Source organism: Paenibacillus sp. J22P15 (genome assembly GCF_056269345.1).
Genome location: NZ_JBWDNT010000035.1, coordinates 1 through 24,288 on the forward strand (window position 1 = coordinate 1; position 24,288 = coordinate 24,288).

Below are 24,288 nucleotides of genomic sequence, written 5' to 3' on the forward strand. Positions count from 1 at the left end.
TGAAAGAAGGGAATGTCAAGAATCTGTACCGCTAACCGAAATAGGCCCAGAATATGTTTCGGTGGCCTATGATTAATCTAGCGGGTAAAATAGCTGAACAAATGTCTTATTAGTTTGCAACCTGAATTGTGATTTTACAAGAGTCTATACTGCTTAAAAAGAAAACCTGCAATTAATGCGGGTTCAATGCGGAACAAATTAGAAATTTTATTCTATCCTTTCCTACATCAATATGCGATTCAGAGTATTTGAACTCCAGTGTAGTACCACCATGAATGGAGCAAATGTTGGTGGATATGATAGCTCGTTTCTGTAATAGTCTTCTATTTGTACCTCTATGTTTGGTGTTAGAACGGTAAGCACAAGTCTTTGACATTAATCATCTGTAGATGCAGCGTTAGTCAGAGAATCAAACAAAATAGTACAGAGGAACAGAATCACTAATATTGTTTTTATCATGATTTCACCTCAGAGGTTACAACTACGAAATACAATATGTTGTTGCTAAACTAAACGCTTAATGTCTGCAAATCCATTTTCGTAGAATAACGACATATTCGCTGATTCTACAGGTTGACCTTATATCCATAAAATAAAAAATCCACGATTTCTGTGGATTGTCTAAGACATTCAAACTAACAACGATAGCTGTCAAAATAACCGAGTACTAGGAGGAAAGCTCCCAAACCATAACAATTATTGCGATGTTATAAATATTTAACTATCCTGTCTGTTAGTTTAAATGGTTCAAATGGCACCGGAACAAGCCCAACTTTTCTAAAGCTGTCACTTCATCTTTCATCAGACAAATATCTAATCGGTTATAATTACATGTTCTTGTCCTTGCGTCTAAACAAGAACTTATTTCGTTAAACCCAAAAAGCCTCCATTTTGGCGACTTCTTAAGCGTATATGTTCTTGTCCCTCGACATTTAAACTTACCCGCTGCACAAAATAAGCACTCTCCTGAAATTCACTCTGGTGCTTTATCAGGAGAAAGTGTATTATAGGTACCTGTCAGTTCATTTTTTTATATCAGCCAGTGAATTTTCAAAACTTTGCAAAAGGGGTTTATCATCATGACCAGACATAAATTAGGATTCTGGATCCTGACCGCCCTCGTGGTCGGCAACATGGTCGGTTCCGGAATCTTTATGCTGCCTCGATCTCTGTCGGAAGCGGCGAGTCCTGCCGGGGTCATTCTGGCCTGGGCCGCTACAGGACTCGGTGTACTTACGCTGGCGCTTGTCTTCGGCAGCCTGGCTGTCCGCAAGCCTGAGCTCAGCGGCGGTCCGCAAATCTATGCGAAGGAGCTGTTTCGTGAAGGTTCGCACAGCTCTCTCATGGCCGGATTTATGTCTACCTGGGGATACTGGTTCGGCAATATCGCCGGTTTTGTGGCGGTTACCACGACGTTCGCGAGCTACCTGTCTACCTTCTTCCCGGTGCTTACTAGTAACAAGGTATGGCTGACCTTCGGGAACTTCACATTAAAAGCGGGCAATGCCCTGACGTTCCTCGTCTGCTCGGTACTGCTATGGGGAACGCACGCCATCTGCCTAAAAGGCATGAACAGCGCGGGGCGATTGAATTTTTTCGCTACGGTGACCAAGGTCATCGGCTTTGCGCTCTTCATCGTGATTGCCCTGTTTGCGTTCCAACAGAGCAATATCGGGCCATTCCTGGCTCCGCGCACCAATGACAGCGGGAAGACGCTTGGCCTACTTTCCCAGGTTAACGCGGCCGCGATTGCAACGTTGTGGGCTTTCATCGGCGTGGAATCCGCAATGGTCTTCGCCGCACGCGCCCACCGCAAACAGGATATCCGCCGCGCGACCATCGCAGGGCTATTGATCTCCATCGTGCTGTATGTCGGTATCAGCATCCTAACTATGGGTCTACTGACACAGGACCAACTGATGAATTCCCAGAACCCGCTGGTGGACGGCATTTCCACCGTGCTAGGACCCATCGGTGGCAAGCTGCTCGCAGGCCTCGGACTGATCAGTCTGTTCGGATCAACGATCGGCTGGGTGCTGCTTAGTGCCGAGGTACCGTTCCAGGCGGCCAAGCTGGGTGTGTTTCTTCCGTTTTTTTCCAAAGAGAATAGTGAGGGCATGCCGAAGGTATCACTCTGGATCTCCATCGCACTCGGCCAGATTTTGCTGCTGTCCACGATCTCGGGTTCCATCTCGGCGGCGTTTGATTTTATTATCTATATCGCTACGCTCGCCTATCTGGTGCCTTATCTGATAGCATCGCTCTACCACTTCAAGCTGACCTGGACCGGCGAAACCTACTCGTTGCAGAAGGAGAGGGTGACCGAGGGGGTAATTGCGGCTTTGGCCGCCATCTACTCGCTATGGGTAATCGTGGCGGGTACCGCGGATCTCAAGACGTTCCTGCTTGGACTCGGGCTGATTGTCAGCAGCATCCTATTCTATCCGCTTCTGCTGCAGTATCAGAAAGTCCAAACAAAACAATGTAAGGTCAGGCAGCGTTGAATTTAGGAAAGGCGTCCATCATAAGATGGGCGCTTTTCCGCCAGACGCGCAGCGCCGTTAGGTCCATGAGAAAGCTACGACGGTTATGAATCCCAGTTCTTGTCCATAGCGGTTATGAATATAAGTTCTTGCCTCAAGTTTTGGACAAGAACTTATATTCATAAAATAAAGATTTTCCCTACCAAGCACAGTTAATTCTTTTAATCGTTACACCTTCAATAGAAGGAAGCATGATATGTTCGTCTGGTTCCATCAAGTATTCACCAAATGTCAAAACATAAGCGTCAGCTTAGTCCGGAGACTTGAGCCCACGCTTTCATATCCCTCTTATTTTCCGGAAGCATTTTACCTTTACTGGTCATTGTCGATTGTGTTGTGAGTTGAGATATCAATACATCATCATCCGGTAAAAGGATTTATCTTCTGCACTTTACGCCAATACTCTTCGTCCCGTCCCAATGATCCCAAAGGTATCCCTCTCCCTCCACAGTTGAGGTGAATCCTTAAGCCTCTTTAATTTCTTCATAGTTATCACCTATCCTAAATAAAATGAACATTAAAAATGCTGTTCCAAAAGGAACAGCTTCGCCTGAATATGTACGATTTTCAATATGTTGTACCGTTCCAGGTTTGTCTTTATGATAACGGTAATCCCACTGGGGCGATTGTAGACTTAAAACAAAGTTTGATAATTTGGAATAAAGATTGATAATATTTCCATTACACTTCCGAAATAAATCAAATCTTGTTGTAGACTACAAAAAATAGACTGACGGTGCTTCATTAAACTAACGGGCAGTTTAACTTAACGAATAAGTAAGGAATATAAAAAAATTACATATAATCCAATGTGTAGTAATGATAAAATTAGACATTATTGAGGTGTAGAATGTGTTCATTATTGATTTGAGATGATGCGAGGGAGGAAACGGATATGCAGGCAAATGAGCAAATCAAAGTGGAAGAAAGACTGGAGGACATTACGGGAGTAACTTGTATTTACGTCCCAGTAAATGATGTTTACGAGTCTATTAAATGGTACCAAAAGAATTTAGGGTACCAACCTGCAAACAAGGACCGTGTTGAGCCTGGGATGGTGATAGCTGTCTTGAATCTTCCCGATCGGAATGGAAATCTTCCTTCACCTGGTTTAAGGCAGGTTGTGCCTGCTCTTTTCCTTCACCAATCTGACGAAGAAGGTGGTCGATTACGCTTTTCATGGTCATTGGACAGCGGCAAGCCCCATGCAATGGCATGCTTCATTACTCCACGATTCCAGGAACTAATTGAACGTTTCAAGAAAAACGGAGTGAATATTTTAGAAGAACGTGTGACAAGTGGACCCAACATAACGTTCGCCGATCCAGACGGTAACATATGGGAAGCTTGGCAACCATAATCGATCAAGAGAACTATTACGCTAACGGGAAACGATAGTTGAATAACAAAAGGGCTGCCTGGTGGCAACCCTTCGTCGTTAAGTTCAGTTTTTATCAAACTTTATTTTAAAAATACTTGGTCTCTTTAACGAAAAATCAAGGGTATGTAGCTTTAAAATTATCAAACTTTATTATAAAGCTACAGCGATAATTAGTTACGAGCGACCATCGTCTTTTTTAGCGATATTAAATCGGCCGGCGTTGTACCCGTACGGTTCTTTGCTCGACCATCGAATGAATTATGTCGTGCAGTGTATTTTAAGGAACAGTCAGAATCAAACACCATAAAAAAGTAATATCTTCTGAAGTCGAAATCATGTAATCAAACTAATTCAGCGTGAGCCGGTGCTGCACATCTACTTACTGGTACTCATTAATACGCTATCTCAATTAGTCCACGGATGAAGAAGTGCTTCCCCTCAATGACACATTGATCTGAAGTTAGTTCAGTGCTCTCCTCGAGTTCTTCCGGATCAATTCCATACCAATAGTAAGGTGCTGGACTGCCATAACTCATTGGAAGTTCTTCATGAAATTTGCCACAATATGAACAAATAAATCCAGTATTATTTTCCACAAGTATGTTGTCCTTTCTAAGATAGTTTTAATTCACTATCGTTCCCCGTTAGCCTAATGGGTTACTGCGATCTGACGAACTACGTTTCGTTGGGGTGTCGCCCTAGAATCGAGTTATAACTTTTGCATCGCTGTTTGAATTTTGTTACCGAATTTATAAATCTTGCCGCCATTGGCCAAATACACGACTAAAGCATTTTTTTGCTCATAATTTTCGATAGCCGTTATGGTAGTTACTATAAACTTACCACTGACTTTTGATTTTGCTTCTTTTACGGCCTTTTCCGAATCAAAAATATAAACGTAAATTGCTTCGGGGTGGGCGACATTTTCAAATGCATTTCCGATAGTGAAAGCAGATGGATGTACATTGTTAAGCGCATAGGACTCACTAGTATGTTTCCAAGGAATTAACTCGGGACCTTCAGCACGAATTGCTTGAACAACATCTTCTAGCATAACTTTACTTTCGTCTTTTTCTTTTTCGTCTTTTTCTTTTTCGTCTTTTTCTTTTTTGTCTGTGCAACCTATCACAATAATCATAAATGCAAGGAGTAAAACAATCATTCGAAAATTCATTTCACATTCCCCCTTTTTTTAGATGCTTCATAGACAGACATTCTATTTATTAAGAATGTTTTTAAAGGAGCCTCTCCTTTTGCTGATAAGCTATCCTGCCCGTTAGCGTAACAAAGGACTAGCGTTTTTTTCTATATGGAAGTAGAATGCTTTCTACCCATTCATTAAATTTTTTTTCTGCTTCTTCGTAGTCATGCACCTTTAAAATCTCAGCACCAAACAATTTATGTCTTGGCTGAGTCTTTGCAAACAAACCTGTATCATGACTATCATTGTAATAAACAACCCATTTGCCATCTTCAAAAAAACCAACAGCCTCTATATCATTGCCATCCTTGTAATACCCCAAGTGCCAATGGCTTATTTCCATTTATTCTTTAACTCCTTCATTTCGGAATAATTCACCACTAAGTATAGGTTCTAAACATTATGGTTTATTCAACTATACTGCCCGTTAGCGTAACGTCAAATTGAACTTAAAAATCGATTTTCTTACCACTTTTATCAAAATATTGAATCCCTATTGGTCTTGAAGGGAAGAAGTGTCTTTCCAGATTTTAAGATTTCAACAGCAATCGAAAGGAGATACATCCGCTCAAAATCCATAATCGATATAAAAAAGAAGCTGCTCAAAAGTTTTTAAGTTTGAGACAGCTCCTTTATAATTCGAATATACCTTAATCTCCTGTTGCCATTCAGTCGACATTTATCAGTGTCACTTCTTTTTGGAAGATGACTTTCGCCTTCTCGCCGTAAGGATTAAACAGTGATGCTTGTATGACTGCTGTACCGCTTGCGGCATGATTCGGAATGGATACTTTTCCGTTCAAATTCACGGTCACATCGTCGCTCCCGGATACTTTTGTCCATTTTACAATAATGGACGGAAGCTCGATTCCGAGAACCTTGAGCCCGTATTCGTGCTTCTTGCCGTTCGCAGTTATTTTGACTGTCTCATCCGCTTCAGAACGGATAAAAGCAACGATTAACGCGTTAATGGCCGGCACGTCATATTTCAGTTTTACCTGGAAGTTATACACCGCCGACCTTACGTCTTTAGGCTTAACATCAAGTTTGTAGAGCACCGCGCTGAGCGCATACGTATTTTTATCAGCCAATACTTCAGTTAGCGCTTTACTTAAGACCGCATTCATTCGATCCTTATTGGCGAGCAGTGCCGCAAGTTCCTTCGGTTTCATATCCTTCAGTATATCGCTGACTGTTCCTTCTATCCCTGCGACATTTCTTCCGTCGCCAAAAATCAGGATAAGGAAATCGTCCATCGATACATTCGGATGGCCTCCGGCCGCTGCAATCGTCTCTAGTGCCGCTATGAATTCCGGATTCGTCCGAATGGCTTCCAAATCGGACAACTGTGGATCGTAACGTAACGAACCGATAGCCTTGACGATTCGGAACAGGCTGATCTTTAGCTCGGCCTGATCAACTGATGCCGGCAGCTTGGCGCTGATTTTGTTCCATAAGGGATCGATCAGCGACTGATCGGCCGAATCGTCCAGCCCCGCGATTTCATCGAGCAGATTTCTCACGTCCTGTATGTCCGCTGGATTGCCGGCAACGAAGGCGGCATGAAGCTTGTTAAGCCATTCTAAGAATGGACTTGACGTCCTCACCGACATAGACGGTCCATCCGTCGACCAATTGCCGTCCGGTAGCTCTGACTCCACCTTAAAGATGTATCTGGTATCTGGCTGCAGCATCGTTACATCATACGAATGGACGTTTCCGTTCACCGTATCTATGAGTTCCCCGTTCCTGTATATCCGGTAACCATTGCTCTCCCGGGCGGTCGACCAGGATAAGGAAAGTGAATTCCGTTCGACATTCTCTGCCTTCAAGCTGCTTCCTTCTGGCCATACAGACCATACAGATTTCTTGACAGTGAAACTGCCGGAATGCTCTGAAATATTTCCTTCTTTATCTGTAGCACGGATCAGAAGGGAATGGGTACCATCCTGCAATCCAGAGGCTGGCGCGGTCACGGTCATCGACTCCACGTCATAGCGGGATTCCAGCATTTGATCGTCGACTTTGACTATCAGCGTAAAGGGATCCACTCCCGAATCGGGATCCAAAATGACAGCGGATAAGACCGGATTATTCACGGTTACCGTCTCGCCATCCGAAGGCTGCACACTGCCGATCGTCGGTGCCGTCGTTTCTTTTTTTAACGCAAATAACGTATTGTCAATCATTCCATATTCTTGACCGTCCAGCCGTACCAGCCGCAGTTCGGATGTTCCGATTTCTAGAGGATCGCTTATTCCGTCAGCCTTATATTTACGAAGAAACAGCTTGTTATCGTTATAAAAAGCGACGTCACCGTTTTCGGCTAAGTAAGCGATTATATAGGGGTAACTTGTGCGGAAATTTGCAACCTGCTGCTCTTGGCCGTCGGGAGCGCGAAGCCATAGCTGCTCTCCGCTAATTGTTGGACGGTTGTAAGCTACCCAACCTTGATTTAATTGGTAATCCCTTCCTCTTACGTCCGACCATACCTCGCCTATGGCCTGATCGCCATCGGGTCCGCGAAGCACCAAAGAACACGGTGAATTATAGCTATTGGTTTTGCAAAACAAGGTATAATGGCCATTTGTTATAGATGATAAGAAAGTTTCAGAGGTGGAATAGTCCAAGGGAGTAATAGTGCCCTTGTCGTATTTATAGCTTCCTCCAGGATTTTCCCAACTCATACCGTAAGTTTCAAAATAGACCTCATTTCCAGTAAGAAAAAATCTCATGATAAGTTCTTCCGGTGGACTTGGAATAATTTCGTTCGTTCCTGTCACCAAATTTCGTAAAATAAGATCACTATTTTTATAGAGAGCATAGTTTTGGTTTACGGGTACATCGTGAATACTGCAAAGAAAATATTCCTGCTCACAAGCGAAACTTGAATGGAAATACCCTAAAGAATCGAGCTTGCCGTCTCTCCACTCATAAAGGGCGGACGGGGCATCCATTATCCCTTTATCTAATTGACGAGCCATAACAGCGCCGTGGGGAGTCAAAAAGCCGTATTTAAATACATCGTTTACAGGGAGATCGTAGGGAACGGTAATGATTTCACCGGATTTTCGGTCTTTGATACCCAGCTGCTTTTTTTGACGGTTATCAAATAATATTTTTTCCGTGCTGACATCCAGAATATCGCCGTCCACCGTATCGACCAGGCGAAGCCACTCGCTGTGTTCCGGCCAAACCGAGAAGCTCTGACTAGCGGTTTGACTTCTTGAATCTACAGCCGTCAATGAAATATCAAGTCCCTGCTCGATATATTCGCCCAAATCTATATGTTGATCGATGCTGTTTACTCGGGTTATTTTTTCGCTGCCATAAGATATCTCTAGTGTACAACCGTTAGGATCATCATCCGTACAGGTTGCCTGAACGCGGAGTTTCGGAGTCTGTCCAGTAAAATCTGTTGCAAGCTGCTGAACCTGAAGGACCGGCTTCCCATCGTAGATGATATCGATAGTCTTGCTGACTGAGTTTCCTTTGGAATCCCAAGCGGTAATCAATACTGACTTTTCCCCTTTGGGTAAAGAAGAAATATCCATTGTTCCCTTCCAACAGGTATAATTCACCCCGCATGAAACGAAATTCATAGTAACGTCATCAACCTGTGCCGTCACTTTTGCAATTTGGGACGTTGTATAAGAAACTTTAAGTCCTATGTATAGCTGATTTCCCACTATAGTACCGTTAGCAGGAGACGTCACCGATATTCCCATCCCATTAATGGCTTCCGTTAAACCACTTTCGCTAACGGCACTCTGTTCCGCCGCATAGGATGAGAGGGGGACGAACAGCAGCGCAAGCATACCTGTAATGAGCAAATATTGAACCTTTAATCGCAACCTTTTCATAAATGCCTCCTTATTCATCATCTATCCAATTATAAATTATTATTCATTTCGAATAATATATCATATAAGTTCTCGTTATGAATATATAAATGAAAACGTATTGCCCCCGCCTATCTAAAACAAGTACGGAATTTAACATCACAGTGAGGTTCATCCAAGCAATTCCTCAATATGGTCGACCATGCGCCGGACGCGAGACCAATATTCGGTCGCCTTCGCTTTCCTCTCCCTTGCCCGATTAGAGAAATTGGTTATCCTACGAATTCTTCTTCTGGCAGTCTCCGTACTGACAATCTAAGACATATGTACAAAATTTCTTATTTTGTTAAGAAGTAAGAGGAGCTGCGGCAGCAGCTCCTTCATCTTTGTATAGAGTCCTCCATTGAACTAACGTTCCCCGTTAACATTCCTGTAGGTGTTAGTAGATTCAATTTGCAGAAAAACGAACGCCCCGCTAGGATGAGTATGTACTGGGTTGGAGCCCTCAGAACTCACCTTAGGAGGCGTTATTATGAAGTCTAGACTAACTAAAGCTACAAAATCAAAAGAATACTGCAAAGCGTTCGAAGATATTTTTAGTCCTCGTTCATTAGCCACTTTGCGTCGTTTCCCAGCCCCATCTGACGTATTGCATTTAACTCCGGAGCAGATGGTGCAAACCTGGGGAGTTTACATGGCTAGACCTGGCGGTGTGCGAGGCATTATAAAAAACTAATTACCTTTCAGATAGAATCTTCTTTATGCTTACCAATTGAACGCAGAGACATAACACTTCAATGGCTGTTTCTAGCTCTTTAACTGATGGAAAAGTAGGGGCTATACGTATATTTCGATTCCTTGGATCTTTTCCATAAGGAAATGTAGCCCCTGCCTTAGTCAATGTGACACCGACTTCTGCTGCCATATTTACTACGTCTTTAGCACAATCGTCTAATGTATTAAGGCTAATGAAATAACCCCCGTTCGGTTTATTCCATGACGCAATATTTTTTCCACTTAACTCTGATTCAAGCTTATTTAATACCATATCAAATTTGGGTTCTATTATAGCTGCGTGCTTTTCCATATGAACTTTTAAATTATCAATATTTTTTAGAAAACGAACATGTCGAAGTTGGTTGATCTTGTCGGGGCCAATTGTCTGGATAGAAATCTGCTTCCGTATAAAATTCAAGTTCTCCTCGCTGGATGCTAACACTGCAATGCCAGAACCAGGAAAAGTAATCTTAGAGGTAGAACTGAACATATAAACACGGTCAGGATTTCCTGCTGCCTTACAGGCCGCAAGTATATTTTTCAACTGATCGGGTTTAGTTAAATGGTGAACAGTATAGGCATCATCCCAAAAAATTCTAAAGTCCCTTGCTTTAGTATTCATGTGAGCAAGTCTATCTACCGTCTCTTCCGAGTATGTGATTCCGTCAGGGTTACTGTATTTAGGAACACACCATATTCCTTTGATAGAGTCATCTTCACTGACAAGCTTTTCGATCGTATCCATATCTGGTCCATTCTGCAACATGTCTACTACGATCATCTCTATATTTAAGAGCTCACATATGGCAAAATGCCTGTCATAACCTGGACTGGGGCACAAAAATTTTATGCCTGGAAGCTTCCCCCATTGCGATCCGCTACCGTAAACACCATGAAGCATCGCTCTGGATATAGTGTCATACATCATATTAAGGCTTGAATTGCCACCAATAATGATTTCGTTTGTGCTAACCTCAAGAATTTGAGAAAATAATTCTTTTGCTTCAGGAATTCCGTCAATACCTCCGTAATTGCGACAATCCGAACCATCCTTTGCCTTTAAGTGATCATCAAATATCAAGATATCGAGCATTTCAGTGGAAAGATCAAGTTGTTCAGGACATGGTTTGCCTCTAGACATATCCAATATCATGTTCTGATTCTTATACTCATCGTATCTTTCTTTCATGATCAGATAATGTTTGTTCAATTCGTTTACATCTTCACTGATGTAATCAGTATGATTTTCCATTCCCATACTCTCCTGTCAAAGAACTTTTTTGATAAATTATACCATATCAGTTGAAGATAACTGCTCGTTAGTTTAATAAAACGAGCAGGCTACCGCAGTGCCTGCTCGTCGTTGTGTGCTATTGAACTAACGTTCCCCGTTAGCTTAATACCGTGTTGGCTTTATAATCGTAACAAGGCAAATCACTCAGCTCAAAGCAACATACATTTCCTTTAGATAAGTTAAAGCTTTCCTTTCTAACAACGATATTTCTTTTAGAATTGCTATAATGTCTTCTCTTTCAGTATCATTAAACAGCTCGTGTGGTTGCTCGTACGGGAACCTATTTTTCAAATTATTACATCTGGAAGAAATTTCGGTGTATGTACTAATTGCCTCATTAGCTGACTGTTTCAACTTGCCATTAAATTTATCCTTTATATCTGCCAAGAAGAGAGTTGCCTGGTACCTAGCTTCGTTAACAACTTCAATAATGAGAGCAAAATCAAATTTATAAATAGTATTACGTTCCAAACCCTTTATCCATTCTTCAAACGCTCGAAAACCAACAAAGTACGTTTTCCCTGACCACTTATAACTCCCTTCTTCAATTAGATGAATAGAGAATTGTAGTGTTTCCACAAAAGCATTCCTTTCATCTTTAACGGGGGAGGGGGCAGCCCAATGTAATGAAATTAAACCACTCGTCGAGTCCCTAGTTTCGGAAATCTTCCGTTCATTTACACAATTAATGCACGGACAATGGACTAAACCTAGGAAGTTCCACGGGATAACCTCTTGACTGAGTTCATACCCTGTATGCCATGAATCTATATAGTATCCGACATCATCATAAGCGACGATAACAGAGGTTTGATTGTCTTGGCCTAAATTTTTCGCAAACACAGGCTTATTTGAGTTGATTGCCATCCTTGCTTTCTCCCAAGCCTCGCCTTGAAGTCTAGAAAAAGCCGCACCTTCGGCATATTGGTGAAACCCTTCAATTTCAAGGCCAATATTCCGTGCAAGTCGAAAAATTGCTGGTTCTGGCGGACCAGCATTAGGCTGAACTAAATTCTCGTCAAGAACAAATAGGAAAGCAAGACCTGTCATACCATAAATCTGCGTTGCTGTTAAAGGGATTTGATAATAATCAGCAACTGATTTAACTGCTCCGAGTTGGGATGCATCCATACCAGCGAAACCGTAATTATCTAGTTGTATTCTAGTAGTTGGGGTGTCAGAAGAACTTTCTTTCATTGACTAATCGCTCCTTATAATGAATAAATCCCCATATATACCCATGCAGTATAGAGCATTTAAATCGTCATGTAAATAATTCAATAAAAATCTACACACTGCACATAACTGCCCATTAGCGTAACGAACAAGTATGTCATCCTAGTTAAGCCCATCATCTGAATAAGAAAACAATCGTACCGAATAGTGCTAGGGAATACACTTATATCCACGTTTGAAACGATTTATTGACCATCTTTACATTGTTCACTTTTGCCCAACCCTTTAAATCCGAGGTACCTCTATCTTCACCCTTTAAATACATAAATTCCATATCCATTGGGACGATTCTCCTCCTGTAAGGTAATATCCCGATAACAGGTTTAAAGTACCCCCTGGTCATTATCACTTTGATATCCCTCGAACTAATTATTTTCCCATTTAATATGATTTGCTCATTGGATAGGCATAACTCGGTTGGTTTCTTGAAAAATGTTCTGTACAATGCGAGTAACAGTACAACTAAACATAGAAGAATCACCGTTAACGAAGCGTAGAATACACCACTCTGATCCCATGATCTAAATACAAGAATAGATTGACTCAATATAATAACAATCATGCCTATAATGGTTCTAAGCCTTGTAGGACTCTTAACTGGATACTTTATCTCCCTCAACATTGCCCCCCCTTGTTCAAATCCCTTACCAAAATATACCACATACTGGAACTATTTTGCCCGTTAGTTTAGTGACTCAATCCAAGGATGCTCGGTATATACGAGCTTAAGCGATGTTTGCAGCCAAGCTTTTTGTTCATCATTCAGGTAATTAACAATATTCTTAAAGTCCTTTTCGTCTTTTGGTTCTGGGTTCTTTGATTTGAATAGCAATGTAATTTCTGGACTTAAGTATGGGATTCCGTTAGCTGTAATTAATATCGTTTTTTGCATCTCTCGTTGTATTCGAGAATCCCTGCGATATATCCACCAATCATTGTCGGATTCATTTAAGAGGATCTCGATCTTCTCTGTAGCTTTTTCCGCGTAGGCTTCATGTATAGGTAGTTCTAATATTTCATTTTCCAACCACGTTATTATTTTTCCACCTTGGACCTTCTTATAATTCCAACCAGTCAGATAATCTCGTATAGCTAATTGATGGTCTCTTAATATAGCTATTTCAATGTCAGAGTGATCTCGTGTTATTTTACCTAGATAGAGATCGATCGACCATCCTCCAGCAATAGCCCAAGGCATACGAAATCCATTCATTATTTTGTTTACTTCAATACACTTTTCGATTAGCGCCACCTCGCAGTCTCATTTTCAGTTTATTTCATCACCATTGTTCTTGTATCCTGCGAGTTAGCTCAACGAGGCTTTATTACGCTATTAGCTACCCGTTAGCAAAATCGTCATTCCCAATTCCCAATTACAATCTAAACTTTTCTTTAATGTTATTAGCAACTTCTAATGGAGTCAGATTTGTATTATTAATTTTAAGATAATGCTTTCTTGTGATTTCCCCATCATATGAATTTAACCTATGCTTTTCTGTTGCAGTTCTCATTCTGTGTTCGGATTGTTCGACATTCCTTTTGGAAGGCTTATGTTCCAGTCTAAAGGGGGTTTTATTACGTTTAATTCTTTCATCTAAATCAGCTTCTAGTTCTACAAAATAAACTTCTCCACCACTTCCTTCAAAAATCTCGCAAACATTTTCCACGTAATCCCAATCCTGTTTCGAATCAAACGACCATACATAAGTGAATATCAATCCATTCAAATCACTCTTTGAGACTGCTTCAAATATCTTTTGACGGAATAGATTTGATAATTCCCACATTTCAGGACTAAATCCTAAATACGGACAAAGTAATTCAATGGTCATGTGATTATGGAAGAGCTTCAATCCCGATAATTTTTCCAACTCATGTCCAACGGTCATTTTTCCAACTGCCTGTGGTCCGAATATTAATATCAACTTCATAAGCTCCACTCCCGCAATATATTTAGTCTCTTGCCAGTTAGCTTAGATCGTCATACTAATTCTTGATTTTTTTACGGATACTGCCAACTAGCCATTTCGCAGCATCTAAGAGGTCCATCGCAACAAACCGATTGTCCTAATCTCTTCACAGTATAGACGATAGACATTTGCAAATGTTTCAAATCATTGACAATTCATCCAGTTACAATATTCTGTTACGTATCCTTCCCCTTACTTCAAATAAAATATCAAACGCTGTCGCAGCGCTTCTCTTTTTATCTTTACAACTCTCTCGTTTCCCGGGAGCGCAACGACATAATATTATGGTCTTTCGGCACTTACAGATGTGTACCAGAACTACTAGACTAAAGTTGTTTAACCTAAATAACTACAAGTGCGTTAAATTTCCATGAAATAAAGGATTAAAGCATGTTGATGTAGTAATGATGTGAATATAGATTAGCAACGATTATTGAAAGGGGACCTAATTCGTTTGCAGAATATCAAAAATATGAAAAGGAAATTCCTATTCAATAAGCGAACCTTTCTAGTTTCCTTTGTGCTGCCTTATTTATTCATTTTGCTAGTGCCTGTCATAATCGGTTGTGTCTTTTTTTTCAAATCTCTTGAAGTGATTAAACAGGAAATAAACAGAGCTGACGAAGCTGTCATTAAGCAGATTCAGCTAAACATCGACAGCCGGCTTAGAGATATCGGACAATTGACGAATAGAGTCGGAAACGATTCAAGAGTCAAAGCGCTTATGAATACACGGACCCCAGTGGATACGATTCAAAGGTATACCAATTACGGGCTGTTTAAGGAATTCGAGACGTATAAGCTTTCAAATCAATTTCTTAGTCAGTTTTACGTTTATTTCAATTATACCGATATGATCTTATCGACTAACGGTGTATTTAATTCGGAATCCTTTTACCGGCAATTTTACGGCAGTTACAACATGGGCAGCCGTGAGTGGGATTCATTTATTAAGGCGTATCATTCAAATCAATATTTACCATTGGACATGAATGGCCAGGATACGGACGCTTCCGGGCGTACGATTGTTTTTGCCACCTCCCTTGTCCCTTATATCTCTAAAAATCCGGAGAAGCCGTTGGCAACGATTTTTATTCAGTTGAACAACACCATCTTTGAAAGCGCTTTTAAAAATATGGAATGGAGTGACGGGAGAACCGTCTCCATCATCAACAGCAGCAATCAACTCATCTATACAACGGGTCAACCCACAGATTATAAAGAGTTAAACTATGACGGGCTATCGGATCTTGGCGTGACACACATGAAGTTGAACGGGAAAAATATGACCGTTTCCTCCATCCCATCCGAAATCACGGACTGGAAGTATGTTACCGCCATTCCAAGTAATCTGTTTATGTACAAAGCCATCGTTATCCGCAATTTGGCATTGTCCGGCATGATTCTGATCTTTGTGCTGGGCGGGGTTTTGACCTATCTATTCTCCCGAAAAAACTATGGCCCGATCCGTCAATTGTTAAACGTCATCGGTGAGAAGTCCGGCATTCTTCCCAAGGTCCAATGCAATGAATATAAATTTATCGAAGAGATGGTCTCCAATATCGTGGAGGAAAAGCAGTTTGTAGAGGAAAAATACAGGCTGCAGAAAGAAACGCTTCGCGATCATTTCTTGATTCGTCTCATGAAAGGAAATCATGATAGCAGCATTTCTGTTTCAGACTTGTCAGATGCCTATAACATAAGATTCGAATCCAATCATTATGCGCTTCTCTTGTTTTATCTGGAAAATACCAGCACCAGCAACGTCACTCATGAACCGGCAAAGGATATATTTAGAGAAGATGAACGAGTTCACTTAGTAATGAAGAATGTTTTGGAGGATTACCTCAGACAGCATAACAATAACGGATTTGTTCTGGAAGTGGATCAGTTCATGGTGTGCCTCGTGAATATCAAAGAACATGATAAAACGAAGCAAAAGGACGAAGTGATTGAAATTGCCGAACAAGCTATTCAATTATTCGCGAATCGAATCGGCATCATTTGTTCAGTTTCCATTAGCAGGCTGTACTCAAAACTGAAGGATATTAAATTTGCGTATAACGAGACCATTGAAGCCATCGAGTACAAACTAATTTTCGGAAGTGAAAGCATAATCCATTATGAGGACATTCAGACCAGTGAACAAGGAAGCATGAATTATGACTTTTCCGATATTAAAGAATACCAATTTGCCAATTGTATAAAGGTTGGGGACTATCAGAGTGCTAAACAGGTGATCTCAGAAACCATCGTTAACAACTCAAAACAGGTGCCGATAAATATCGTCAAGTGCAATATGTTTGCATTGATACATACTGTCATCACTTCATTAAACGGAATTAGCATCAAGCTGGAAAAGGAGTTTTTGGAAAGCCTAAATCCCACTGACCGCCTGCTGCACTGCAAGACACTTCCGCAGCTTGAGCTGGAAATATTCGCAATTATAGATGAGATCGAGCAGTATGTTGTTGGTACGGATAAAAGCAATAAAAGTACGCTTATCGCTGAGATTATATCGTTTACGCAGTGTAATTATCACAATCCGGATTTAAACGTCTCCATGATATCGGAACAATTTCACGTGAGCTTGCCTTATCTCTCTAAAATGTTTAAGCAGCATGCAGGGGAAGGATTGCTCGAGTATATCCAAAAGGTACGGGTTCAGAAAGCCAAAGATATGATGGCAGCGAATGATTTCACCATTAAGGAAGTGGCTGCGCGTGCAGGCTTCACGAATCGAGACACGCTTATCAGGCTTTTCAAGAAATATGAAGGCGTTACACCCGGAAAATTTAAGGGGTGACGTCTTTTTTTTGGATACAAATTTTGAAGTTTAATTAAAAATTCACGTTTTCGCGTTAAAAAGCGGCGTTTCTACCCAGAAGCAATAATTCCAGTCTCGCACAAAAAGAAAGGGCTTACATGAACGGCGGATAGATCCTATACTAAGCAATGTAACGGGCGCTCGTTATAACTCTAGCAGATTTTCGTAAAAGAAATTCTAATGTCCAATAAGGAGAGTGTTGTTGTGTTCAAGAAGTGGATCGTTCTCATCATGGCAATCATCCTAACTACATCTTTCGCCTCTGCGGGTTCGGCTTCGCCCCAAAAGAATAGACCGAATGGCATTACGTGGCCTGAAAATCAAGAGCTACCTTCATTCGCCAAAGCAACGCATCTTGATGTCATCGATATGGGAAAGCAAAAGCTGTCCGGTGACATGAGAATGATGCTTGTCACCCTGCAAGGTCTCGTGAACCGGGAACGCCCAAGCATCTATGTTATTGAAGATCAGGAAACGATCATTACCTGGCTCAAGACGCTGAACCTTCCAACGAAGATGTACGAGGATCCTTGGAAGCTGCTGGACAAATATATTCATCGTATTAACGGCATCATTATCTATGATCCGAAGGTGCAGGATTCGATTAACGTGGCTACGACGTTGGCGGGACTGCGAGGCGGCATCGTTGTCAGCCCAGAGCTGGCGGAGAGCATTCAGTTGAGATATAAGAAGAAGATTAAGGTAATCGATGATTTGCGCGGCCGCTTTAAGGACCGTTTGGATGCGTATACCTGGCAGTACGAGAACCTGTGGCCACTAACGACGCATCGTATGCTGATCGGGATTACCCCAAGCGTTAAAGTGAACATTTCAACGGAAATCCCCGAACAATTCAAAACGCTCATTGAGGAGTTACAACCTATTAAAAATAGCTCGAACCGAAAAGTTTACGATCTTGACTTATCTAGTTATGTGCCTGGGGGGGATATTTACTTACGTTTCGATGATTCGTTCGAAGAAGACGGATGGGGTCCAGCGGTCCATCAAGTTACGATCAAGGCGGACGATACCATCATTGATACATTCATTCCCGGTCAGGAGGCCGAGGCTAAATATTTGTACGATCGGCAAAATTCGGTTGCAGGCGAAGGGTATGAAGGCCACCGGTATGCGGATCAGGACAGATATTGGGTATACAAGTTCACTCCGCCTGCAGGCACGACGAATTATACGGTATCCGTCGACATGTGGAACGAATTTAAGGTTTCCGCGACGAATGAGGCTCCGCGTGCCTGGGAAGACGCGGATCGCAGGTCCTATGGCTTATTGAGGGACTATGCCGTTGCCAACAAAGCGATGGTGTTCTGGCTGGATGCAACGAATGAACAGGAGAAGCAGCTGTTCGAGAAGATCATCAAAGACTGCGAACCGGGTACGCCATACCTCGGCTGGTTCGATCATGATGTGGAAGGCGAATTCAAGTCCACACAGATGCTGTCACAAAACAGTATTTATGTGCTCGCTGCGGACTTTTTCTCAAACTTAACCGTCTTCTCCGGCACTCGCGCCCCGGTGATGAAGCAGAAGTCGGCGCCAAAGGTGCCGCTGCAAAATAAAATCTATGTCACGTACAATATGGGCGAAGGCGATAATTTGCAATACAATCAGCATCGGCTGAGACAATCATGGGATGATCCGAACAGAGGAAAAGTACCGATCAACTGGACCGTAAGTCCGCTGCTGCTAGATGCGGCGCCTGCGATGCTCGCTTATTATCAGAAGTCGGCATCCGTCAAAGATTTGCTTATTGCTGGACCATCCGGCGTCGGTTACTTCTATCCAGGCCAGTGGCCGGATCAAACCTTCAGATGCTTTATGAAGCAATCAAAGTCATACATGGAGCGCGGCGACTTCGGCGTCACGTACATCTTAAATCTGGATAATAATCCGCTCACGGACTTCAAAGCACAAGCTTATACGGATTATTTCAAACCTCAAGGGATCATGATGATGCTCAATGACAAGTCGAACATTTCGTTCTTGAACGGCAAGACGCCCCAGTCGATTCTTCGCACTGCGGGAACGAAGAAAGAACTCCTTGACAAGCTTAAGCAGGAGGCAGACATCTGGGACGGCAAATCGCCGAAGTTCGTTTCACTTGCCGTGAATGCATGGACATTCACGCCAAGCGACCTGCTGGAAGTTACGCAGCAGATTGGTCCGGAATATGAAGTGGTACGCGCAGATCAATATTTCCAATTGATCCAAGAAACCAAATAGCTAACAAAAGCTTATTGTCATTAAATCATGCGAACACGGTATGCCCTTCTGTAGGGCATACCGTGTCAGAGGGGGATTTGCTTTGTTCATACGAAAGAAAATCAAGACGATTACCTTATTGTTGCTGAGCGTCATATTGATGGCGGTCGCAGGCTGCAGCCAGGCTTCGAATGAAACGGCAAATACTACAGCAGATTCTTCCGAGAAGGCCGATACGAACCCAAGTGATTCGAATGGCAAAAAACAACCGATTACGCTTAAAGTTTTTATGAGACTGCAGGAAGGCGATGTCCAGTTTTTCAATAACATGGCGGAAACGCCCGCAGCACAAGAAATTATGAAAAGAACGGGGATCAAACTGGAATTTATCCACCCTCCGGTGGGGCAAGAAGCGGCGCAATTCAATCTCATGGTGACCGGCGGCGATCTGCCGGATATCATTGTCGGCAATTTCGATGCCTATAAAGGCGGACCCGGGCAAGCCATCAAGGATGGGTTGATCATCGATACGAAGGATCTGATCGACCAATATGCGCCCAACTTAAAGAAAATCATGGAGACTGACCCTCAAGTTGCCAAGATGCTTAAAAACGACGACGGTCAACTGGTCGGATTCGGTGCTCAAATCAGCAATGAGATGTCGATCGATGAGGGATATGCCTATAATGGCCCGATGATCCGCCAGGATCTGCTCGACCAAGCAGGTCTGCCGATGCCGGAAACGGTCGATGACTGGTATAACGCACTCAAAACATTCAAGGAAAAATTTGATCTGGAAGCCCCATTATCGTGGTCCACATCGAACCCGGGCTCGTTCTTGGCAAGTGCGTTCAATGTTCCCTCAGACGGTTTCTATCAGGAGGATAGCGTAGTCAAATTCGCTCCGATTGAACCGGGATACAGGCAGTACTTGGAGACGCTGCATAAATGGTACAGCGAAGGATTGATCCATAAAGATTATCCAACTCAAAGTTTCAACGATCATGTCGTGCCTATGGTTCAAAACGGTGTGGTCGGTGCGGTTGGTAATATGCATCTTTATTGGTACGCTTCGATTAAAGATAAGATTCAAGCTGGAGTCAAGTTTGTACCGGCGCCTATTCCCGTTCGGGAGAAAGGCCAGAAGCTGCATATTCGAGACGATTACGGCTGGTATGTGGATCAAAGCTCAATCAAATATATTACGACGAACAATAAGTATCCGAAGGAAACCATCCAATTGTTTGACTATCTCTACTCTGAGGAAGGTAAATTGCTGACGAACTGGGGAATTGAAGGAGAATCTTATCAACTGGTGAACGGTAAACCTGAATTTACGGATAAGTACAAGGAAAATCCGGCTAAAATCGGTTCATTGTATTTCCCCAACCTGTTAAAGCAAAACATCGATATGCGTCAAAATTTGATGCAGTACCCTTGGCCGGAGCAGCATGAAGCCTGGAAGCTCTGGGGTCAAGCGGATATCGCGTTATAGCTGCCATCTGGTATCACCTTCACGATCGACGAGCAAGAGACAAATACAAAAACGATGACGGATGCCCAGACCTACATAAGCGAGATGACATTGAAGTTCATTATGGGTGTTGAGCCGCTGGGCAAATTCGACGATTACGTCAAGCAGGTGAAGTCGTTTGGAATCGATGAAGTTACCGCCAATTATCAGCATGCAATCGAGAGGCTGAACAAGAGATGATTCGGTTCAATACGGGGATGAATCGCTGAAACGATGAAACGGCCGATTACATTCCCCGTGCAAGTCATTCCTCAGAAATGGAGTGGACGCAAGTGGGTATATTCTGGACCAGAGCCGCTAAAGACTTCAAGCTCTACAAATACCTCTACCTCATGGCGCTACCGATGATTGTTTTCTACATCGTATTCCATTATACGCCTATGTACGGCGCGATTATCGCCTTTAAAGATTTCAAGCCAACACTCGGAATTCTAGGCAGCCCGTGGGTTGGGCTTCAGCATTTTAACGACTTTATTCATAGTTATTATTTTTGGAAGCTTCTGAAGAATACTTTTTTGCTCAGCCTCTACAGTCTGCTTTTCGGTTTTCCCGCCCCTATCCTCTTGGCTTTACTCTTAAATGAGCTTAAGGCTGAATTGTTCAAAAAAACGGTTCAAACAATTACCTATTTGCCTCATTTTATATCCGTTGTCGTCATTTCCGGCATCATCATAGACATTACGAGTTCGACGGGTTTCATCAACGATGTGGTCGAATTTTTCGGGGGAGAACGCTCCAGCCTGCTGACGAATCCGGAGTGGTTTCGGACGATATATGTGAGTTCGGGCATCTGGACAGAATTGGGATGGGGAACCATTATCTATTTGGCGGCGTTATCAGGCGTCAACCCTCATCTGTATGAAGCGGCTGAAATTGACGGGGCCTCGAGATTTCATCGGGTCATCTATATCACAATCCCTTCCATTATGCCGACTATCGTCATTCTGTTGATTCTGAGTATGGGCTCTTTACTCTCCGTAGGGTGGGAGAAAGTGCTGCTCTTATACAATCCGCTTACATTCGATACTGCGGACGTCATCTCTACCTACGTGTACAGACGAGGGTTGGAACAAGCCGACTACAGCTACAGCGCCGCCATCGGAATGTTTAATTCGATCATCAACTTCATCTTGCTTTACTGTGCCAATCGATTTAGCAGAAGACTGAACGATGTCAGTCTTTGGTAAGGAGACTAACGATGAAAAGAAGGCAAAGTTTGGGCGGCTCTCTCTTCAATATGTTCAATGTAACGTTATTGACCCTGCTCATGATCGCGACATTGTATCCGCTGCTGTATGTCCTGTTCGCCTCCTTTAGCGATCCCGGCAGTCTCTATGCGCATAAAGGCATTCTATTCTATCCGATCGAGCCAACGCTGGCTGGTTATAAGCTGGTTTTTCAGAATCCCAATTTGGCCATCGGGTACAAAAATACGATCTTTTATGTTCTTCTCGGAACGTCTATCAGTTTGCTGGTTACATCTATGGGAGCCTACGTTTTATCCAGGAAAGGCTTGATGTGGAAGCAGCTTATGATGATCCTTATTGTCATTACGATGTTTTTCGGCGGCGGCCTCATTCCATCCTTCCTGCTCGTGAAATCGCTCGGTTTTTTGAATACGGTATGGGCGATCGTTCTGCCGGGCGCGATCTCAGCATGGAATTTAATCGTGATGCGAACGTTCTTTCAAAGTATTCCCGAAGAGCTGATTGAATCCGCCAAAATAGACGGGGCCAATGATTTTTACATTTATTTCAGAATCGTGCTGCCGCTGTCGATGGCCATCGTGGCGGTCATGGGGCTGTTTCACGCGGTCGGAGAATGGAACTCCTGGTTCAGTGCGGTCATTTATTTACGGGACAGGGAAATGTACCCGCTCCAGTTATTTTTAAGGGAAATCCTGATTCAGAACCGCGTGGAAAATCTGGTGATCACCAACAGCGATATTGATGCTATGCAGGCAAAAAGAATCATAAAATACGCAGTTATTATCGTATCTACCGTTCCAATTTTGCTCGTTTATCCTTTCCTGCAGAAGTATTTTGTGAAAGGTGTGTTGATTGGATCTCTAAAGGAGTAGTTATGGAATAGATATAAGATAATTCTAGTTATTATTCAATTCAGTCGAGGAGGAATAGAAGCTATGTATTTGACACATGAAGAAACCGCCCGTTATAACAGAGACGGGTATTTATTGGTAGAAGGGTTATTTTCCGGCGAGGAAGTCAGCAGAATGATTCGAGAGGTGGAACACGGAGATCGCGTGGCCGCCACTGCTTATGGCAATATGGACAGTTCTGGCCGGAAAGCCCGACTGGCACTTTGGCACGAACTCGGGTCCGATATGTGGTCGGCCGTCTCCGTTTGCCCCCCTCTGGTCAACGGCGTACGTATTCTGTTAGGTGAGGACGCCGCATTCTTTCACGGTAAAGTGATGCTGAAAGAGGCCCATTCCGGCGGGGCATGGGAATGGCACCAGGATTACGGCTATTGGTACGGCCAAGGGTTCATCTACCCTCATATGATGAGCGTGTTCATCGCGCTGGATGCCGCTACTCGAGAGAACGGCTGCTTGCGCGTGCTACGCGGCTCCCATAAGCTTGGCAGGCTCGAACACGGCAAAGTCGGCGAGCAGACCGGCGCAGATGCAACCCGCATCGGGCAAATCGAATCGTTATTCGAGCTTGTCCACTGCGAGATGAAACCGGGCTCTGCGCTGTTCTTTCATAGCAATCTGCTGCACAGCTCCGCTGCGAATGAGTCGGATCATCACCGCCGTTCGTTCATTGTTTGCTACAACGCGACAGGCAACCCGCAGCTCCAAGGCGAACAGATTATTACATACGACTCTTGTCCGGTCGGAAGCGACCAATGGTTGGCCCAGTATCCGTAAGATAATAACCTATAATGCCATATATCCTTTGAGAGCGCTCGTCACACATACGGGCGCTCTCTTTTTACATGAATAACATCCGTACTCGTCCATCCCGCCTACATAAAACAGAAAAAGCGCTTGGGACATTTGGCCTCAAGCGCTTTTTCAACCGAACTTAAAAATTTATTCGACCAAACTTCCAAATGGAACTTGTACAGGCGTAGACTTATTGCCATTAAAATCTTCCAAAACAACCTCAATAACGCCAGAGCTTCCTAAAACTCTGAGTGATCTTAGATCGTCAACACCTCTAATAGCATATGCTCTTCCATTGAATGTGATCGGGTTACCGTTTTGCCAAGCATATAAATGCCACCAGTCATTGGATATTGGCCCTGATAGTTGTACTTTTTGAAATCCACTCATTGTTGCTTTTCCCTCATAAACGTCAGAATGATCATCTTTTAATACGCCTGCATCATCTGCATAAGTAATTACGTTACCCTTGGCGTCCAGCAATGAAATTCTAACTGTATATGCACTTCCGTCTGCAATTGGAACTTCAACTTTCACTGCATTGGTTCCTTT

General features: G+C 42.9%; 19 protein-coding genes. 10 read left to right on the plus strand and 9 right to left on the minus strand.

The window, feature by feature from the left end:
• The first annotated feature begins 1,079 nt into the window (after positions 1-1,079).
• Positions 1,080-2,504: an amino acid permease gene (locus AC0YN6_RS29855; RefSeq protein ID WP_475751801.1), complete on the plus strand. Its 1,425-nt coding sequence runs from the start codon at positions 1,080-1,082 to the stop codon at positions 2,502-2,504.
• A gap of 934 nt (positions 2,505-3,438) precedes the next feature.
• Positions 3,439-3,903, plus strand: a complete 465-nt coding sequence (locus AC0YN6_RS29860) for a VOC family protein (protein ID WP_475751803.1) — start codon at positions 3,439-3,441, stop codon at positions 3,901-3,903.
• A 413-nt stretch (positions 3,904-4,316) separates the two neighbouring features.
• Here AC0YN6_RS29860 and AC0YN6_RS29865 read toward each other — a convergent pair whose 3' ends face one another.
• The 4 genes from AC0YN6_RS29865 to AC0YN6_RS29880 form a co-directional block, all read right to left on the minus strand.
• Positions 4,317-4,520: a DUF2199 domain-containing protein gene (locus AC0YN6_RS29865; protein WP_475751805.1), complete on the minus strand. Its 204-nt coding sequence runs from the start codon at positions 4,518-4,520 to the stop codon at positions 4,317-4,319.
• Between the two features lie 113 nt (positions 4,521-4,633).
• The gene (locus AC0YN6_RS29870; protein WP_475751807.1) at positions 4,634-5,098 is read right to left on the minus strand and encodes a hypothetical protein; all 465 of its coding nucleotides are present in this window, start codon (positions 5,096-5,098) and stop codon (positions 4,634-4,636) included.
• A 118-nt stretch (positions 5,099-5,216) separates the two neighbouring features.
• The gene (locus AC0YN6_RS29875; RefSeq protein ID WP_475751809.1) at positions 5,217-5,468 is read right to left on the minus strand and encodes a DUF3986 family protein; all 252 of its coding nucleotides are present in this window, start codon (positions 5,466-5,468) and stop codon (positions 5,217-5,219) included.
• A gap of 325 nt (positions 5,469-5,793) precedes the next feature.
• Positions 5,794-8,988, minus strand: coding sequence for a fibronectin type III domain-containing protein (locus tag AC0YN6_RS29880; protein WP_475751810.1), 3,195 nt, complete (start codon positions 8,986-8,988; stop codon positions 5,794-5,796).
• A gap of 511 nt (positions 8,989-9,499) precedes the next feature.
• Between AC0YN6_RS29880 and AC0YN6_RS29885 the strand changes: the two genes are divergently transcribed.
• Positions 9,500-9,703: a hypothetical protein gene (locus AC0YN6_RS29885; protein WP_475751812.1), complete on the plus strand. Its 204-nt coding sequence runs from the start codon at positions 9,500-9,502 to the stop codon at positions 9,701-9,703.
• On the opposite strand, the gene AC0YN6_RS29890 is transcribed toward AC0YN6_RS29885, so the two are convergent.
• The 4 genes from AC0YN6_RS29890 to AC0YN6_RS29905 form a co-directional block, all read right to left on the minus strand.
• Positions 9,704-10,996, minus strand: a complete 1,293-nt coding sequence (locus AC0YN6_RS29890) for an aspartate aminotransferase type Ic (protein WP_475751814.1) — start codon at positions 10,994-10,996, stop codon at positions 9,704-9,706.
• Positions 10,997-11,182: 186 nt separating this feature from the next.
• Positions 11,183-12,235 carry a hypothetical protein gene (locus AC0YN6_RS29895; protein ID WP_475751816.1) on the minus strand — a complete coding sequence of 351 codons (1,053 nt, stop codon included), beginning with the start codon at positions 12,233-12,235 and terminating at the stop codon, positions 11,183-11,185.
• 721 nt (positions 12,236-12,956) lie between these two features.
• The gene (locus AC0YN6_RS29900) at positions 12,957-13,526 is read right to left on the minus strand and encodes a nucleotidyltransferase domain-containing protein (RefSeq protein ID WP_475751818.1); all 570 of its coding nucleotides are present in this window, start codon (positions 13,524-13,526) and stop codon (positions 12,957-12,959) included.
• A 121-nt stretch (positions 13,527-13,647) separates the two neighbouring features.
• Positions 13,648-14,205 carry an AAA family ATPase gene (locus AC0YN6_RS29905; protein WP_475751820.1) on the minus strand — a complete coding sequence of 186 codons (558 nt, stop codon included), beginning with the start codon at positions 14,203-14,205 and terminating at the stop codon, positions 13,648-13,650.
• Positions 14,206-14,698: 493 nt separating this feature from the next.
• Between AC0YN6_RS29905 and AC0YN6_RS29910 the strand changes: the two genes are divergently transcribed.
• From AC0YN6_RS29910 to AC0YN6_RS29940, 7 genes are all read left to right on the plus strand, one after another.
• A complete protein-coding gene (locus AC0YN6_RS29910) occupies positions 14,699-17,050 on the plus strand; it encodes a helix-turn-helix domain-containing protein (RefSeq protein ID WP_475751822.1) in 2,352 nt (783 codons plus the stop codon).
• A 225-nt stretch (positions 17,051-17,275) separates the two neighbouring features.
• A complete protein-coding gene (locus tag AC0YN6_RS29915; protein WP_475751824.1) occupies positions 17,276-19,312 on the plus strand; it encodes a GxGYxYP domain-containing protein in 2,037 nt (678 codons plus the stop codon).
• An 82-nt stretch (positions 19,313-19,394) separates the two neighbouring features.
• Complete coding sequence (locus tag AC0YN6_RS29920; protein WP_475751826.1) at positions 19,395-20,786, plus strand: extracellular solute-binding protein; 1,392 nt, start codon at positions 19,395-19,397, stop codon at positions 20,784-20,786.
• Between the two features lie 54 nt (positions 20,787-20,840).
• Positions 20,841-21,005, plus strand: coding sequence for a hypothetical protein (locus AC0YN6_RS29925; RefSeq protein WP_475751828.1), 165 nt, complete (start codon positions 20,841-20,843; stop codon positions 21,003-21,005).
• Positions 21,006-21,097: 92 nt separating this feature from the next.
• A complete protein-coding gene (locus tag AC0YN6_RS29930) occupies positions 21,098-22,012 on the plus strand; it encodes an ABC transporter permease (RefSeq protein WP_475751830.1) in 915 nt (304 codons plus the stop codon).
• 11 nt (positions 22,013-22,023) lie between these two features.
• Complete coding sequence (locus tag AC0YN6_RS29935) at positions 22,024-22,905, plus strand: carbohydrate ABC transporter permease (RefSeq protein ID WP_475751831.1); 882 nt, start codon at positions 22,024-22,026, stop codon at positions 22,903-22,905.
• 63 nt (positions 22,906-22,968) lie between these two features.
• The gene (locus AC0YN6_RS29940; RefSeq protein ID WP_475751833.1) at positions 22,969-23,718 is read left to right on the plus strand and encodes a phytanoyl-CoA dioxygenase family protein; all 750 of its coding nucleotides are present in this window, start codon (positions 22,969-22,971) and stop codon (positions 23,716-23,718) included.
• A gap of 165 nt (positions 23,719-23,883) precedes the next feature.
• Here AC0YN6_RS29940 and AC0YN6_RS29945 read toward each other — a convergent pair.
• Positions 23,884-24,288, minus strand: a 405-nt coding sequence (locus AC0YN6_RS29945) for a hypothetical protein (protein ID WP_475751835.1), incomplete at its 5' end; no start/stop codon positions are given.

What these genes read in the sequence shown, in the direction of transcription:
- AC0YN6_RS29855 (WP_475751801.1), top strand. Translation starts at nt 1,080, where the DNA reads ATGACCAGACATAAATTAGGATTCTGGATCCTGACCGCCCTCGTGGTC.
- AC0YN6_RS29860 (WP_475751803.1), top strand. Translation starts at nt 3,439, where the DNA reads ATGCAGGCAAATGAGCAAATCAAAGTGGAAGAAAGACTGGAGGACATT.
- AC0YN6_RS29870 (WP_475751807.1), bottom strand. Translation starts at nt 5,098, where the DNA reads ATGAATTTTCGAATGATTGTTTTACTCCTTGCATTTATGATTATTGTG.
- AC0YN6_RS29875 (WP_475751809.1), bottom strand. Translation starts at nt 5,468, where the DNA reads ATGGAAATAAGCCATTGGCACTTGGGGTATTACAAGGATGGCAATGAT.
- AC0YN6_RS29880 (WP_475751810.1), bottom strand. Translation starts at nt 8,988, where the DNA reads ATGAAAAGGTTGCGATTAAAGGTTCAATATTTGCTCATTACAGGTATG.
- AC0YN6_RS29885 (WP_475751812.1), top strand. Translation starts at nt 9,500, where the DNA reads ATGAAGTCTAGACTAACTAAAGCTACAAAATCAAAAGAATACTGCAAA.
- AC0YN6_RS29890 (WP_475751814.1), bottom strand. Translation starts at nt 10,996, where the DNA reads ATGGAAAATCATACTGATTACATCAGTGAAGATGTAAACGAATTGAAC.
- AC0YN6_RS29895 (WP_475751816.1), bottom strand. Translation starts at nt 12,235, where the DNA reads ATGAAAGAAAGTTCTTCTGACACCCCAACTACTAGAATACAACTAGAT.
- AC0YN6_RS29905 (WP_475751820.1), bottom strand. Translation starts at nt 14,205, where the DNA reads ATGAAGTTGATATTAATATTCGGACCACAGGCAGTTGGAAAAATGACC.
- AC0YN6_RS29925 (WP_475751828.1), top strand. Translation starts at nt 20,841, where the DNA reads ATGACGGATGCCCAGACCTACATAAGCGAGATGACATTGAAGTTCATT.
- AC0YN6_RS29935 (WP_475751831.1), top strand. Translation starts at nt 22,024, where the DNA reads ATGAAAAGAAGGCAAAGTTTGGGCGGCTCTCTCTTCAATATGTTCAAT.
- AC0YN6_RS29940 (WP_475751833.1), top strand. Translation starts at nt 22,969, where the DNA reads ATGTATTTGACACATGAAGAAACCGCCCGTTATAACAGAGACGGGTAT.